The sequence below is a fragment of the Erysipelatoclostridium sp. An173 genome (assembly GCF_002160495.1).
Taxonomy (GTDB): domain Bacteria; phylum Bacillota_I; class Bacilli_A; order Erysipelotrichales; family Coprobacillaceae; genus Thomasclavelia; species Thomasclavelia merdavium.
Genome location: NZ_NFKR01000013.1, coordinates 32,829 through 48,599 on the forward strand (window position 1 = coordinate 32,829; position 15,771 = coordinate 48,599).

The window sequence follows — 15,771 nt, forward strand, 5'->3', positions numbered from 1 at the left end:
GAGGAAAGTATGGAAAATAAAGAAGCAATGTTAAAAAAGCTGGGACTTAAGACAATGTTTAATATCAGTGATGAAGAAATGCCTGAGTTAATAGAAGAGTATGATATCTTCATGAACCATGTTGCTGTATTGGAAAAAATTGATACAGAGGGTGTTGACCCGTTGGCTTATCCTTATGAAATTGAAACAACTTTTTTACGTGAGGATGAACCAGTAGATATTATTAGTCGTGAAGATGTTTTAAAGAATGCTAAATGCGTTGAAGATAATCAAATTAAAGTTCCAAAGGTGGTAAAATAATGAAAGTAATGTCAATTGAAGAATTGCATCAAAAACTTGTTAATCATGAAATTGATGTAAAAGAATATTATCAAGAATTATTTGAAGAAGTAGATTTTCAACAAAAAAGACTTAATGCTTTTGTAACAGTTACTAAAGATGAAGCATTGAAAAATATTGAAAATTTAGATGTAAAAGAAAATGAAATTTTAAAAGGAATTCCTGGTGTGTTTAAAGATAATTATAATACTAAAGGAATTAAGACAACAGCATCTAGTAAAATGCTTGAAGATTATGTTCCAGTTTATAACGCAACTGTTGTTGATAAATTATATGAAGCAGGAATTAGTTTAATTGGGAAATCAAGTATGGATGAATTAGCTATGGGTGGTACTAATAAATCAGCTTTAACAGGGCCAGTTTTCAATCCATGGGATTCATCAAGAATTGCCGGTGGTTCTTCAGGTGGAAGTGCGGCTTTAGTAGGAAGTGGTGTTGTACCATTTGCTTTAGGTAGTGATACTGGTGATTCAATTCGTAAACCAGCTGGTTTTTGCGGTGTAGTTGGTTTTAAACCAACATGGGGTAGAATTTCTCGTTTTGGAGTAATCCCTTATGCTTCAAGTTTAGATCATGTGGGAGCATTTACAAGAAATGTTCGTGATATGGCTATTGTAACTGAAGCATTAGCAGGTCGTGATGATCGTGATATGACTTCTAGTAATCTACCAGTACCTCATTATTTAGAAAATTTAACTAGTGATATTAAAGGAATGAAGATTGCTGTTTTAACAACAGTTAGCGATGAAATTAGAAATAAAGATATTAAAGAAAATTTTGAACATGTCATTGCAACTTTAAAAGAATTAGGAGCTGAAGTTGGTGAAGTAACTATTCCTCAATATTTAGCTAGAGCAATCTTACCAACATATACAATTATTGCAAATAGTGAGGCAACAAGTAATCATTCTTGTTTAGATGGTATTAAATATGGTGATCGCCAGCCTGGAAGTTCAACAGATGAAGTAATGATTAATTCAAGAACTGATGGTTTTGGGGCTCATATCAAACGTCGTTTTATTCTAGGAAACCTAGCTTTAGCAACAGAAAATCAAGAAAGAATGTTTAGAAAAGCACAACGAGTACGTCGTTTAATTGTTGAAGAATTAAATAAAATTTATAGTGAATATGATATTATTTTAACACCTAATAGTGGTAGTGTAGCACCAAAATTAGATGAAGCTAATGATGATCGTTTGTCAGATGAATATATTATTTTAGAAAATCATTTAGCACTAGGAAATTTTGCAGGAACACCAAGTATTTCTATTCCTTCTGGATTTAGTGATAAAATGCCGATTGCAGTTAATTTAATGGGGCGAGTTTTTGAAGAACAAACTGTATTAAATGCGGCATATGCTTTAGAACAAGCACTTGGTTTTGCAAATCAATATTCAAGAGAGGGGTAAGAAAAGATGAATTTTGAAACAGTTATTGGTTTAGAAGTCCATTGTGAACTTAAAACAAAATCAAAAATGTTTTCGGGTGCCCCGGTAACATTTGGTCAAGCACCAAACACTAATGTAAACATTGTTGATTTGGGAATGACAGGAGCAATGCCGGTTTTAAATAAAGCGGGTGTTGAATATGCTATTAGAGTATGTAGTGCTTTAAATATGGAAATTGATGAATTAGTTTGTTTTGATCGTAAAAACTATTATTATTCAGATTTACCTAAAGGTTTCCAAATTACTCAAGATCGTCATCCAATAGGACGTAATGGAACAATGAATATTGAGGTAAATGGTCAAAAGCAAGTTATTGAAATTGAACGTTTACATATGGAAGAAGATACAGCAAAACAATTACATTTTGATGATTATTCTTTAATCGATTATAATCGTGCTGGAATTCCTTTGATAGAAATAGTTACCCGTCCTACTATTCGTAGCGGTGCAGCAGCTGCAGCATACTTAGAAAAATTAAGACAAATTTTATTATTTACTGATGTCAGTGATGCTAAGATGGAAGAAGGTTCAATGCGTTGTGATGTTAATGTTTCAATTCGTCCATTTGGTAGTGATAAATTTGGAACTAGAACAGAAATTAAAAACCTAAATTCTATTTCTAATGTACAAAAAGCAATTGAATACGAAGTAGCACGTCAAGAAAAAGTATTAATTAGCGGCGGTGAAGTACTTCAAGAAACACGTCGTTATGATGAAGATAAAAAAGAAACAGTTGTAATGCGTGCTAAAGGTGATGCTGTAGATTACAAATATTATCCAGAACCAAATATTTTACCAATTAGATTAGATCATCAATGGGTTGAAGATATTATTGCTAGAATTCCAGAAATGCCAGAATCTCGAGTAGAACGTTATATCAATGAGTATAAAATTCCTAAAACTGATGCCTTGATTCTTGTTCAAACTAAAGAAATCTCTGATTTTTTTGAAGCTGTAGTTAAACATACTAAATACTACAAAATTGCTTGTAACTGGATGTTAGGTGAAGTGCAAGCATATCTAAATAAAAATAATTTAATTATTACTGATACTAAAATGGCACCTGAATATTTAGCTAAAATGATCAATTATATTCAAGATGGTACAATTTCAAGTAAACAAGGTAAAAAAGTATTTGAGATTTTAATAAAAGAAGGTAAAGATCCAGAAATTATTATTGAAGAAAATAATATGAAACAGATATCTTCACCAGAAGAATTAACTGTTATTATTAATGAAGTTTTAGATGCTAATAGCCAATCAATTGAAGATTATCGAAATGGTAAAGATCGTGCAGTTGGATTTTTAATTGGTCAGATTATGAAAAAAACAGGTGGTCAAGCAAATCCTGCAGTTAGTAACAAATTATTAGTAGAGTTATTAAAACAGAGAATTTCATAATGTACAAATATTAAGATATTTGGTACAATTATCAAAGGAGGGATAAGTATGTCTCAAAAAAGATTTAGCTTTGATGATGATTTTGAAAATACAAGTAATGTTTCTGTTTATCAAGGTCAGGATTCTTTAAATGATCGCTCTGTTACAGCTAATTCAAAAAATGGTAAAAATAAGATGAAAAAAAAGAAAAAAGGAAAATTTAAAATAAAGAAATGGCAAATTGCATTGATTATCTTTCTTTTGTTGATAATTATCTTTATTGTTTATGTATTTGTAGCTGGTAGCAACGAGGGACCGGTTTATGGTGATCGTTGTGCTTCGTTAATTGCAATAGATGAAACGAAGTTTGATGGTATTGAAGATACAATTGAAGCAGATGGCAATATTAATAGTGTTAATATTGAAGTTGATTGCCGAATCATTAAAATATCAATGGATTTTATTGATAATACAACTTCAGATACTGCTATTCAACTAGCAACAAATGCCTTACATACTTTAGATGATTCGTTAGGTGAAACAAAAGAAGAAGGTAGTGTATATAGTAATTTATTTGGTACTGCAAATGGTCGTGGTCAATACAATGTTGAATTTGTTTTGACAAGTAATGGTGATAGTAATTTTCCAATGTTTGGTACTAAACATCCAAGCAGTGATGAAATTACTTTTACAGGAGCTAATGTGGTTGACCAGGCAGCTACTGATCGTGCTAATAGTACACTAAATCAATCAGGTCAATAGACGAGCTAGGCTCGTCTTTTTTAAAGTAAAAAAGCGATATTATTAAGATGTATTTTTAATATGAAGTTTGTATCCGAGTAATAAAAGCGGATGGATGGGAGGAATTATGAAGAAAAATGATTATTTTTATGGCGAATGCGTAGATTTAACATATGATGGTCAGGGTATCGTAAAAGTTGATAATTTTACTTATTTTGTAAAAGGAATGTTAGTTGGTGAAACTGGTAAATTAAAAGTTATTAAAGTCTTAAAAAATTACGCAATTGCTCGCTTGATTGAATTAGATCAGGTTTCTAAGTATCGAACTGAACCACAATGTTCGGTGTTTAAAGCTTGTGGTGGGTGCCAATTACAGCATATCAATATTGGTGGACAAAGAAAGTTCAAGACTAAAAGGGTTCGTGATTGCTTAGAAAGAATTGGTAATTGTCATGTTTTAGTAAATGATTGTATTATGATGGATGATCCATGGTATTATCGAAACAAAGTCCAAATGCCAATAGGAATAAAAGATGGACATTTAGTTACAGGATTTTATAAACAAAAGTCTAACCAGATTATTCCTTGTGATAATTGTTTAATTCAAAATAAATTATCTAATGCTATAACTAATCGAGTAAGGGAGTTGATGGAAGAATTACAAATTCACCCTTATGATAAAATGGCTCGTCAAGGGAATATTAAGCATATTTTAACAAAACATGGTTATCACACTAACGAAATAATGTTAGTTTTAATAAGTTTTCAAAATAAGATCAATAATATTGAAAAACTAGTCAATACAATCACCAAAGAATATCCAATGATTAAAACAGTAGTCCAAAACATTAATCCTCGTGTAGATAATGTTATCTTAGGTGATCAAGAAGTTATTCTTTATGGTAAAGGTTATATTTATGATTATTTGCTAGATAATAAATATAAGATTTCGTTAAAATCATTTTATCAGATTAATCCAATCCAAGTAGAAAAACTATATAGCAAAGCAATAGAATTTGCTCAATTAACTAACGATGATATTGTTTTAGATGCTTATTGTGGAATTGGAACAATAACACTTTCTTTGGCAAAATATGTAAAAAAAGTTTATGGTGTAGAGATAGTCGAAGCTGCAATTAATGATGCTAATAATAATGCAAAATTAAATAATATTGATAATGTTGAATTTAAATGTGATGATGCAGGAAAATATATGGTTGAATTAGTGAATAGAGGACAACATTTAGATGTAGTTTTTGTTGATCCACCACGAAAAGGTTGTTCAACTGAATTTTTAGACTATTTAATTAAAGCTAATCCAAAAAAAATCATATATATTTCTTGTGATGTAGCAACACAGGCACGTGATATTAAATATTTACAAGAACATAATTATTTTGTAGATCTTTGTCAGCCGGTGGATATGTTCCCACATACAACTCATATTGAAAATATTGTACGTTTAAATCGTGTTTAGAAGATTAACTTAAGATGCTAATAGCTATTTAGCTATCTTAAGTTTTTTTATTTATTAAAAACAACTTTTTACTTATTTATAGTAAAATATATAATATTATTAGGAGGAACTTCTATGACTGAAAAAGAAAAAATGATTAATGGTCTAAAATATAATCCTGCTAATTGGAAATTAGTATTAGATAGGGCAAAAGCCAACCGTATTTGTACTAAATATAATCGACGTGCTTTTAATGAAATTAATATGCGCTCAAGAAAGATGAAAAAGCTGTTAAATACTACTGGTAATTTTTGGATCAAACCACCATTTTATGTTGATTATGGCTATAATGTTTTTCTTGGTAAAAATGTAATGTTGAATTATGGATGTGTTATATTAGATGTTTGTCCAGTTAGAATTGGAGATCATACATTAATTGGACCGGGAACCCATATTTATACAGCGTGTCACTCTTTAAATGCTATGGAACGTAAAGCTGATATTGAGTGGGGAAAACCGGTTATTATCGGTAAAAATGTATGGATTGGTGGAAATTGTTGTATATTGCCAGGTATAACAATAGGTGATAATACTATCATTGGTGCTGGTAGTGTAGTTACAAAAGATATACCTGAAAATGTAGTAGCGGTTGGTAATCCATGTAAAGTAATTAGAAAAAATAGTGATTAGTATTATGATTTTATCCAATTTGAATCTTAGTATTAAATAGGATAGAATATAAATATAATGTTTCAAAGAGGAGGAAAGCATATGGCTAAATTAGATGGAAAAGTTGCAATTATAACTGGGGCAGCTGCTGGACTTGGTAAAGGAATTGCGACAGTTTATGCAAAGTATGGAGCTAAGATGTGTTTAATTGATATTGATAAGGAAGTTGTAAATACTGCTAAACAATTACAAGAAAAATTTCAAACAGAAATAATTAGTTATGTTGGTAGTGTAGCCAATAAAGAACAAATGCAAGAAGCAGCAAAAATAACAGTTGAAAAATTTGGCAAAATTAATATAGCTTGTTGTAATGCAGGAGTTTGTCGTTTAGCACCGTTTGAGCAGATGAGTGATGAAATTCGGGATTTTCATATCGATGTAAATATTAAAGGAGTTTGGAATACTTGTCAGGCGGTAATTCCATATATGTTAAAAAATGGTGGCGGTAGTATTGTAATTGCTTCTAGTGTTACAGGTGATATTGTTGCTGATGCTGGTGAAGCAGCTTATGCAATGACTAAATCAGCTTTAGTAGGTCTTACAAAGTCTTTAGCAGTTGAATATGCTAGTAGAAATATTCGTGTAAATTGTTCACAATTAGGATATGCTCGTACTCCAATGGTTGAAAAAATGGCTATTGAATCTAATCCAGATGATCCTGAAAGTGCAATTAATAATATTGCTAAAGGGGTACCAATGAACCGTCTTGCTAAACCAACTGAAGTAGGCGAATTATTTGCTTTTTTAGGTAGTGATGAATCTAGTTATCTTACTGGTTCACAGATTGTAATTGATGGCGGAAGTACTCTTCCAGAAACAATGAGTATCGGAACTAACTAATTAAATAAATGAGAAGGTCAAAAAAGTTATGAAAGAAGAATGTTTAATTTGTAAAGCACCACTTATTTATCTAGAAGAAGATGAAATGATGGAGTGTGAGTTTTGCCATAAAAAAGAGTTAAGTAAAACTAAATGTGTTAATGGACATTATGTTTGTAATGAGTGTCATAGTGCTGGTATTGATATAATTATTGATTCTTGCTTACATCAAACAAGTAAAAATCCTTATGATATATTTGAACAATTAGTATCATTGCCATTTTGTCATATGCATGGACCGGAACATCATATAATAGTTGGTTCTGCTTTGTTGACTGCATATAAAAATTCTGGTGGAGATATTGAATTAAAAAAAGCATTAATTGAAATGCAATCTCGAGGAAAACAAGTTCCAGGAGGAACATGTGGATTTTGGGGTGCTTGTGGAGCGGCTATTAGTTCTGGAATATTTATATCTATTATTACTGGATCGACACCATTAAAAGTAAAAGAGTGGGGATTATCTAATTTAATGACGGCTAAATCATTAGGTGAAATAGGTAGAATTGGTGGACCTAGATGTTGCAAACGTAATTCTTTTTTGGCAATGACATCAGCGATAGAATTTGTAAAAGAAAATTTAGGAATTGTGATGGAATCAAGTTCAATTAAGTGCACACATTCAAGTTCTAATAATCAATGTATTAAACAAAGATGTCCATTTAATCAAAGAACAGTTTAAGCTGTTCTTTTTCTTTAAATCGGTTCTAAAAAGTAGTATTATAAAAATAGATTGTATAAAGGAGAATAGATTGTGTTAAATAAATATAAGGATTATATAGGAGTCTTTGACTCTGGTGTTGGTGGAATAAGTGTATTAAAAGAATTGACAAAAATTTTACCAAATGAAAACTTTATTTTTTTTGGTGATTCAGCTAATGCACCTTATGGGGAAAAATCAACGGAAGAGGTGAGCACTTTAGTAACTAGAATTGCTGATGATTTAGTTAATCAGGGAGTCAAGGCAATTGTAGTTGCTTGTAATACTGCAACAAGTGTTGCTATTAGTCAATTAAGAGCTACATATCCTAATATTCCTATTATTGGAATGGAACCGGCAATTAAATTAGCAGCCATGGAACAACCTCATCATAATATTTTAGTTATGGCAACACCTGTTACTTTAAGATTAGATAAATATCAACAATTATCTAATAAGTTACAAGAGATTTCTAAATTTATTCCGGTGGCTTGTACAGGATTGGCTAAAAGAATTGAACAAGGAAATTTAGATGATGATGATATGTATCAATTGTTAAATGATCTGTTATCACAATACATAGGTAAAATAGATTGTGTTGTTTTAGGATGTACACATTATCCATTTATAAAAAAACAGATTCGTAAAGTTTTGGGAGATGTTCCTTTTTATGATGGAAATCATGGAACCGTAATGGAGTTAAAAAGACGGTTAGAAATCAATGGCCTTTTAACAAATAATCATAATAATGGAATAATTGAGTTTCAATCATCAAAAAATAATGTAGAGGAGTTACAGTTATATAAATGGTTTTATAATCAAGAAATTTAAATTATTGATAAATATTTTTAATTTGTATAAATATTTAATTAATTGCCAAGATTAAAAATAAAAGGGATGATTAAATGCAAAAAATATATTATAATGGCGACATTATTACAATGAATGATATTAATGAAACAGTTTCAGCTATTTTAATTGAAGATGATAGTATTATTTTTACAGGTGAATTATCAAAAGCAATAAAAATAGCTAATGAAGATGTTGAAATGGTTGATTTAGAAGGTAAAACTATGTTACCTGGATTTATTGATAGTCATAGTCATTTTACTGGTGTTGCTAATTCGCTTGGACAGTGTGATTTAAAAGACGCTAAATCATTTATGCAAATAAAAGAAAAAATCATTGATTTTATTAAGATAAATAAGATTAAAGAAAACGATTGGGTTTGTGCATTTAATTATGATCATAATAATCTACAAGAGCATTGTCATCCTGATCGTTTCTTTTTAGATACCATTTCAACTAAACATCCAATTATTTTGATTCATGTTTCTTCACATATGGGTGTAGTTAACACATTAGCATTGAAAAAAATGAATATTACTAATGATATATCTGATCCAGAAGGTGGACATTATGGTCGAGATGTAAATAGTGGTGAGTTAAATGGGTATCTTGAAGAAGAAGCATTTATTGAATTTAATAAACAGCGAGGAATGTTGCCAATTGAAAAGCTATTAGATTTGATGAAAAAAGCGCAGGATTTATATAGTTCTAATGGTATAACAACTGTTCAAGAGGGTATGGTAAATAGACAACTGTTTCAATTGCTTAAATTAGCTGCGAGTAAAAAAATATTTAAGCTTGATTTAATCGGTTATATTGATTTGTTAAAGGATCGTGATTTGTTAATAGATAATATTGAAAATAAAGATTATCATAATCATTTTCGAATAGGGGGCTATAAAATTTTTTTAGATGGATCTCCTCAAGGAAGAACTGCCTGGATGATAAAACCGTATTTAAATAGTCAGGGATATTGTGGTTATCCTCAATTTAGTGACGATCAATTATATCAGCTGATAGCTCAAGCAATAGAAGACCATCAACAACTATTAGCACATTGCAATGGTGATAGAGCCTGCCAACAATATATTAGTCAATTTGAGCGATATTTAAATAATTATCAAGGTGCTAAAACTTATGATCCTGTAATGATACATGCTCAATTAGTTACTAAAGAACAATTAGTTAAAATGAAGAAAATTCAAATGATTCCATCGTTTTTTATCGCTCATACTTTTTATTGGGGTGATGTACATATTGAAAATCTAGGTTATCAAAGAGCTAGTCAAATTTCCCCAGCAAAAACGGCTTTTAACCAAGGATTAAAAGTAACTTTTCATAATGATAGTCCTGTAATTTCATGCGATTTGATGAAAACAATCTGGTGTGCTGTTAATCGAAAAACTAAATCTGGTATCGATTTAGGCAAAGAAGAAACTGTAACTGTATATCAAGCTTTACAGGCTATTACGATAAATGGTGCATATATGTATCATGAGGAAAATATTAAAGGAAGTTTAGTGGCTGGTAAAAAAGCTGATTTAGTAATTTTAAATCAAAACCCATTAAAAACAGAGCCTTTAAATTTAGATAAAATTAAAGTAGTTGAAACTATTAAAGATGGACAAACTGTTTATAAAAGTGAAAAAAATCTTACTGGTGAGTAAGATTTTTTATTATAGATTTAAATCACTGATATAACTGTCTAAGTCGTAATTACTATTTAAAAGTTTACATGGTCGCCAATTAACAGAATCATCACATAATGAATGTAAAATTTCATCTGTTTTGCCAACACCACTACCACCAGATGTGCAAAATGGAATAATGGTTTTACCAGCAAAATTATAGCTTTCAATGAAAGTATTAATTATTGTTGGTGCAACATACCACCAAATAGGAAAACCGATAAATATATAATTATAATCTGCAAAGTTTTCAATTTTATTAGCGATAGCAGGGCGTGAAGCAGGGTCCTTCATTTCGATCGTACTACGACTTTTTTTGTCCATCCAGTTTAAATCAGCATAAGTATATGGTATTTCTGGCTTAATTTCAAAAAGTGTTCCGTTTGTAGCTTTAGCGATATCACTTGCTACTTTTTTAGTAGTGCCAGTACATGAAAAATAAGCAACTAAAATCTTTTTATCCATATTTTTTACCTCCAATATATTATTATTTTAAATGTTAAAGTATACTATAAGTCAATACAATTTATTTAAAATAATAACTTTAAATCATACCATGTTTGATTAGCTAAAGATGATTTAGAAATGCCGTAATTTTTAAAACCAAATTTTTGATAATAAGCAATTAGTTCTTTTTTACATGTTAATATACAACCTTTACGACCTTGCTTTTTAGCATCACTAATAACCTGTTTCATAATTTTTGAAGCGTAGCCTTGATTTTGATAAAGAGGGTCAGTATTTACCCCTAAAATAGCTTGGTATAAGCCATCTTCATGATGAAAAGAAGGATCATGATTCATTTCATCATAAATAGTGTCATAATTAGTAACTGATTCATTAATAAATGCAGTAATATTATTTCCATCTCGCAATAACCAAAAATGATCAGGGTAGCTTAATAAGCGATAATAATATTCTTCTTTAGTAGCTGCTTCATTTGGAGGATAACATTTTTTCCAATTTCGGTTATTCGATCTAAATCACTTATTTTTGCATTTCTTATTATCATTATAGTTTTATCCTTTCTACACAATAAATGGTCTATAAATAGACCATTTAATTATTTAGTTACATTTCCAGAATTAATTCCCATGTTATTACTTGTAAGTGGTAACCAGTCTAGAATTTTATGAATATATTTGTCCCAGAAGTACCATTCATGACCACCACTATCAATAACATATGTATGTTTTACTTGTAATTGATTTAAATATTCATCAAAATCATCTACATTTTTTAATAAGCTATCATCTTTACCTATACAGATATATAATTCAGGTAAAGTTACATTTTGTGAAACTAATGTTTTTATTAAATGCTTGTAATCTTTATCAGAACCTTTAATATCTTCAGCTTTGCCAAATATAAATTCAAAATAATGTGACTCTTTAGGAATCAAAGGAATTTCAAGCGTACCGTTAAGATAATCATCTAACATTAATGCTGGTGAAAGTGCAGCAATATAACCAAAAGTTTCATGATATTTTAATCCGTTGATTAAAGCACCATAACCACCCATTGAAAGTCCAGCTATAAAAGTATCTTCTCTTTTATTTGATAATGGAAATAATTTACGGGTAAAAGTTACTAACTCTTCACCAATAAATTTACTCCAGCTTTCACCACTATAATTATTATCTAAATAAAACTTGTTTTCTCCAGCTGGCATAATAACAGCTAAATTATAGTCGTTTGCCCAAGCCTGGATTCTTGTACCACTAACCCAATCAGTATCATTACCAAAGATACCATGAAGCAAATATAATGTTTTAAAAGGTTTTACTTCTTGATTATATGTAGTTTCATCGAAATTATCTACGGGAATAATTGCTTGAAAACTTACTGTTCTCATTAAATATTTACTTAAAAAATCTACTTTAATTAATGCCATATTAAAATCTCCTTTGCTATTTAAAATTTTATCATAAAATTGATGATAAAAAAATACTCTGAAAATATTTAGATAAGCATATTAATTGTTTGGAATCAAAAATCATTGTAGAATAATTTATAGAAGATAGAGGAGAATTAAGATGAAAAAAGTAACTTGTTTTTATTTAGAAAAATGTCCTTATTGCATTCAAGCAAAAAAAGCCTTAGATGAATTGATTGATGAAAATCCTGATTATGGTCAAGTAGAAATAGATTGGATTGAAGAATCAAGAAATCCAGAAATTATTGATCAATATGATTACTATGCAACACCTAGTATGTTTATTGGTCAAGAAAAGTTATATGAAGCTTATTTGTTTGAAACTTATGAAGAATGTAAAGCTCACGTAAAAGGAGTTTTAGATCAAGCTTTAGCTAGATAAAAATAGTCTCTTGAAAATAATTCAAGAGACTATTTTTTAATTTCCAAATGAAATACCTAGTAATTTTGCATCAGTAACTTCAGGACCATTAGGGTCAACAAATTTTAATTTACCTGCTGATTCATTTAACGGAATAGCAGATATTTCGTTATTTTTCAATACCACTAATTTTCCATAGTCATTAGCCATAACTAGTCTTGCTCCTTCGATACCAAATCTTGTGGAAATTTGACGGTCATAAGGGCAAGGCTGACCACCACGTTGTGCATGGCCAATACAAGAAACACGGATTTCACTATCAATATATTGTGCTAATTCTTCAGCTACTTCATAAGCTACTGAACGGCCATTACGAGCTTGAACAATTGCTTTATATTCTTTTTTTGTAAGACGAGCATCTTCTTTAGAAATAGCTCCTTCAGCACAAGCAATAATACTAAATTTTTTACCATCTTTTTCTCTTTGTTTGATTGCTTTACTTACTTTTTTAATATCGTAAGGAATTTCTGGTAATAAAATAACATCAGCACCTGAAGCGATACCTGCTGATAAACAAATATGTCCAACTTTATGACCCATTACTTCGATTATAAAGACACGATTGTGACTAGCAGCAGTAGTATGAATTTGATCTAAATAATTAGTAGCAATATTTATTGCTGATTGATAGCCAAATGTATAATCAGTTCCCCAAGTATCATTATCAATTGTTTTAGGTAAGGCAATGACATTTAATCCTTCTTCAGATAGTAGATTTGCAGATTTAATAGAACCATTACCACCTAATACTACAAGACAATCTAGTTTTAAATCCTGATATGTTTTTTTCATGGCTGCTACTTTATCAAAACCATCTTCAATTACGCGCATCTTTTTAAATGGACATCTTGAAGTACCTAAAATAGTACCACCAACATTTATTATTCCTGAAAAGTCTTTTGGTTTCATTTTTTGATAATCACCATACATTAGACCTTTATAACCATGTAAAAAACCGATAATTTCTACATCTTCTACATTACGATATAATGTTTTTGCTAAGCCGCGCATAGTTACGTTTAAGGCTTGACAATCGCCTCCGCTTGTTAATAATCCAACACGCATTTTATCACTCCTTCTTTTATTTTATTGACGTTCTTTGAAAAAATATTCTTGGCTGTTTAATGGCGGCTTTTTATTTTTAACTCTTTTATAAGTACCATCGCTTAAAAGTCGACTAGCTTTAACATTATCTTGAAGCATAGTTTCAAACATACCTACAACTCTTTTCTTTAATTTCTCATCTAGAACTGGAGCTGCAACTTCAACACGTCTTTCTAGATTACGAGTCATCAAATCAGCAGAAGAAATAAATACTTCTTGATCTTCACCAGTTCCAAAAATATAGATTCTTGAATGTTCAAGATAACGACCAACAATAGAGATAATATTAATATTTTCAGTTAGTCCAGGAACACCTGGAAGAATACAACAAATACCACGAACAATCATATCAATTTTTACACCAGCTTGACTAGCTTCTATTAATTTATCAATCATTTCTTTTGAAGTAACTGAATTACATTTAAAACCAACATATGCTTCTTTTCCTTCTTTTGCTAAGGCAATTTGTTTATCAATTCGTTCAAAAATCTTAGAAATCATACAATTTGGAGCAACCATTAATAATTTTTCATCATTATCAGTTTCTCCAAGTGATAAATGATTGAAAATAGTATTCATTTCCTCACCAATTTCATGATTAGAAGTCATTAAAGATAAATCGGTATATAATTTTGCAGTATTTTCATTGTAATTACCAGTACCAATTTGACAAATATATTGAACCCCTTGATTGTTTTTATATGTTATTAAACATAATTTTGAATGAACTTTTAAACCATCTAAACCATAGATAACACGACAACCAGATTCTTCTAATCGTTTTGACCAGTCAATATTATTTTCTTCATCAAATCTTGCACGTAACTCTACTAATACAACGACTTCTTTACCGTTTTCAGCTGCTTCAATTAATGATTTAATAATTTTAGATTTTTTAGCTACCCGATATAAAGTCATTTTAATACTAGCAACATTTGGATCACGACTAGCTTCATCAAGTAATCGTAAAAATGGTGACATTGATTCAAATGGATATGCCAGTAAAATATCTTTCTTTAAAATCTGTTTAATCATTGGCACTCTATTTTCAACTAATAGACTATTTTGAGCTTCCAAACGTTTATAAAAAATTTCAGGATGAATAAAGCGTAAATAATCACGAAGTTTGCTTGTAAAGGATAAATCTAATGGTGCATTACTAGTAAATACTTGATTTTTCTTTAAATTCAAGAAATTCATTAGCATTAAGACTTCTAAATCTTCTAATCCTGGTGACATTTCTAAACGCATTGGATTTAATTTTCGTCTTTGTTTAATTAATGTCTCCATCATTTCTCGATAATCTTCATGTCCCTCTAAAGAATGATCATCTTCATCAATATCAGCACTACGAGTAACGCGAATAAATGCTTTATTTTTAATTTTGTATTTAGAAAAAATCTTAGAAACAAAATGTAAAATAATATCTTCTACTAAAATAAATTTTCCTTGCATACTAGGAATAGCAATTAATCTTTGATCCATAGCATTAGAACAAGAAACAATTCCCATTTTACGTTTTCCTTTTTTAGATTCTAATTGAACAACAATATATAATTCACGATTTTTTAAAAAAGGGAAAGGTTGTCTTTTAGAAATAACTTGTGGAGAAACTAAAGGCAAGATTTCTCTTTCAAAATAATCTCCAAAATATTTGCGATCTTCTTTGTTTTTTAAATCTTTATATTTAACAATTCCCCAACCTAAAACATTTAATTCATCTAAAATATGTTGATAAATCTGGTCTTTTTTCTTATTTAAATATGTAATTCTTTTTAAACAGGCGCTTAGCTGTTGTTGGGCAGTCATTCCTGTTTTATTATCTTTAGATGCTGGATAGAATAACATTTGATCATATAATGATCCAATTCTAACCATAAAAAATTCATCTAAATTAGATTGAAATATTGAAATAAAACTTAATTTTTCTCCTAATGGAACATCTTTATCTTTGGCTTGCAATAAAACACGATTATTAAATTTTAGCCAAGATAACTCTCTGTTTTCCATGCATATATCCATAAAAAAATTCCTCCTAATTTTTCTTAGAAATAACATAATATTATTTTAGAAATTATTCAAGTAAAAAAGACTATCTTAC

15 protein-coding genes and 1 pseudogene are annotated in these 15,771 nt (G+C 29.7%); 11 read left to right on the forward strand and 5 right to left on the reverse strand.

Going from position 1 to position 15,771, the window contains the following annotated elements; all coding sequences use genetic code 11:
• Window positions 1-9 precede the first annotated feature (9 nt).
• From gatC to B5F09_RS07430, 10 genes are all read left to right on the forward strand, one after another.
• On the forward strand, window positions 10-300 hold the full coding sequence (gene gatC, locus B5F09_RS07385) for an Asp-tRNA(Asn)/Glu-tRNA(Gln) amidotransferase subunit GatC (RefSeq protein ID WP_087373285.1): 291 nt from the start codon (window positions 10-12) through the stop codon (window positions 298-300).
• On the forward strand, window positions 300-1,748 hold the full coding sequence (gatA, locus tag B5F09_RS07390; RefSeq protein ID WP_087300192.1) for an Asp-tRNA(Asn)/Glu-tRNA(Gln) amidotransferase subunit GatA: 1,449 nt from the start codon (window positions 300-302) through the stop codon (window positions 1,746-1,748). The genes gatC and gatA overlap by 1 nt, the downstream gene beginning before the upstream one ends.
• Window positions 1,749-1,754: 6 nt before the next feature.
• Complete coding sequence (gatB, locus tag B5F09_RS07395; protein WP_087300190.1) at window positions 1,755-3,188, forward strand: Asp-tRNA(Asn)/Glu-tRNA(Gln) amidotransferase subunit GatB; 1,434 nt, start codon at window positions 1,755-1,757, stop codon at window positions 3,186-3,188.
• A 48-nt stretch (window positions 3,189-3,236) separates the two neighbouring features.
• Window positions 3,237-3,929, forward strand: a complete 693-nt coding sequence (locus B5F09_RS07400; RefSeq protein WP_087373288.1) for a hypothetical protein — start codon at window positions 3,237-3,239, stop codon at window positions 3,927-3,929.
• A gap of 106 nt (window positions 3,930-4,035) precedes the next feature.
• Window positions 4,036-5,385 carry a 23S rRNA (uracil(1939)-C(5))-methyltransferase RlmD gene (gene rlmD / locus B5F09_RS07405; protein WP_087373291.1) on the forward strand — a complete coding sequence of 450 codons (1,350 nt, stop codon included), beginning with the start codon at window positions 4,036-4,038 and terminating at the stop codon, window positions 5,383-5,385.
• A 114-nt stretch (window positions 5,386-5,499) separates the two neighbouring features.
• Window positions 5,500-6,054: a sugar O-acetyltransferase gene (locus B5F09_RS07410; protein WP_087300184.1), complete on the forward strand. Its 555-nt coding sequence runs from the start codon at window positions 5,500-5,502 to the stop codon at window positions 6,052-6,054.
• Between the two features lie 81 nt (window positions 6,055-6,135).
• Complete coding sequence (gene ucpA, locus B5F09_RS07415) at window positions 6,136-6,933, forward strand: SDR family oxidoreductase UcpA (protein WP_087373295.1); 798 nt, start codon at window positions 6,136-6,138, stop codon at window positions 6,931-6,933.
• Window positions 6,934-6,961: 28 nt separating this feature from the next.
• Window positions 6,962-7,654: a DUF5714 domain-containing protein gene (locus tag B5F09_RS07420; RefSeq protein ID WP_087300180.1), complete on the forward strand. Its 693-nt coding sequence runs from the start codon at window positions 6,962-6,964 to the stop codon at window positions 7,652-7,654.
• A gap of 72 nt (window positions 7,655-7,726) precedes the next feature.
• Window positions 7,727-8,503 carry a glutamate racemase gene (gene murI / locus B5F09_RS07425; protein WP_204215259.1) on the forward strand — a complete coding sequence of 259 codons (777 nt, stop codon included), beginning with the start codon at window positions 7,727-7,729 and terminating at the stop codon, window positions 8,501-8,503.
• A gap of 74 nt (window positions 8,504-8,577) precedes the next feature.
• A complete protein-coding gene (locus tag B5F09_RS07430) occupies window positions 8,578-10,188 on the forward strand; it encodes an amidohydrolase (RefSeq protein WP_087373299.1) in 1,611 nt (536 codons plus the stop codon).
• Window positions 10,189-10,197: 9 nt separating this feature from the next.
• Here the strand turns inward: B5F09_RS07430 and B5F09_RS07435 are convergent, their stop codons facing one another.
• The 3 genes and pseudogenes from B5F09_RS07435 to B5F09_RS07445 form a co-directional block, all read right to left on the reverse strand.
• Window positions 10,198-10,674, reverse strand: a complete 477-nt coding sequence (locus B5F09_RS07435) for a flavodoxin (RefSeq protein ID WP_087373303.1) — start codon at window positions 10,672-10,674, stop codon at window positions 10,198-10,200.
• Between the two features lie 65 nt (window positions 10,675-10,739).
• Window positions 10,740-11,117, reverse strand: a pseudogene (locus B5F09_RS07440) (GNAT family N-acetyltransferase); the annotation flags it as partial.
• A gap of 155 nt (window positions 11,118-11,272) precedes the next feature.
• Window positions 11,273-12,103, reverse strand: a complete 831-nt coding sequence (locus B5F09_RS07445) for an alpha/beta hydrolase family protein (RefSeq protein WP_087373306.1) — start codon at window positions 12,101-12,103, stop codon at window positions 11,273-11,275.
• A gap of 142 nt (window positions 12,104-12,245) precedes the next feature.
• Here B5F09_RS07445 and B5F09_RS07450 point away from each other — a divergent pair, with 142 nt between their 5' ends.
• Entirely contained in the window at window positions 12,246-12,527 is a 282-nt protein-coding gene (locus B5F09_RS07450; RefSeq protein ID WP_087300172.1) for a thioredoxin family protein, read from the forward strand.
• Between the two features lie 36 nt (window positions 12,528-12,563).
• Here B5F09_RS07450 and B5F09_RS07455 read toward each other — a convergent pair whose 3' ends face one another.
• Both B5F09_RS07455 and ppk1 read right to left on the reverse strand, forming a co-directional pair.
• Complete coding sequence (locus B5F09_RS07455; protein ID WP_087373308.1) at window positions 12,564-13,631, reverse strand: 6-phosphofructokinase; 1,068 nt, start codon at window positions 13,629-13,631, stop codon at window positions 12,564-12,566.
• A 21-nt stretch (window positions 13,632-13,652) separates the two neighbouring features.
• Window positions 13,653-15,692 (reverse strand): polyphosphate kinase 1, encoded by a 2,040-nt coding sequence (ppk1, locus tag B5F09_RS07460; protein ID WP_087373310.1) that lies wholly within the window; start codon window positions 15,690-15,692, stop codon window positions 13,653-13,655.
• Window positions 15,693-15,771 lie beyond the last annotated feature (79 nt).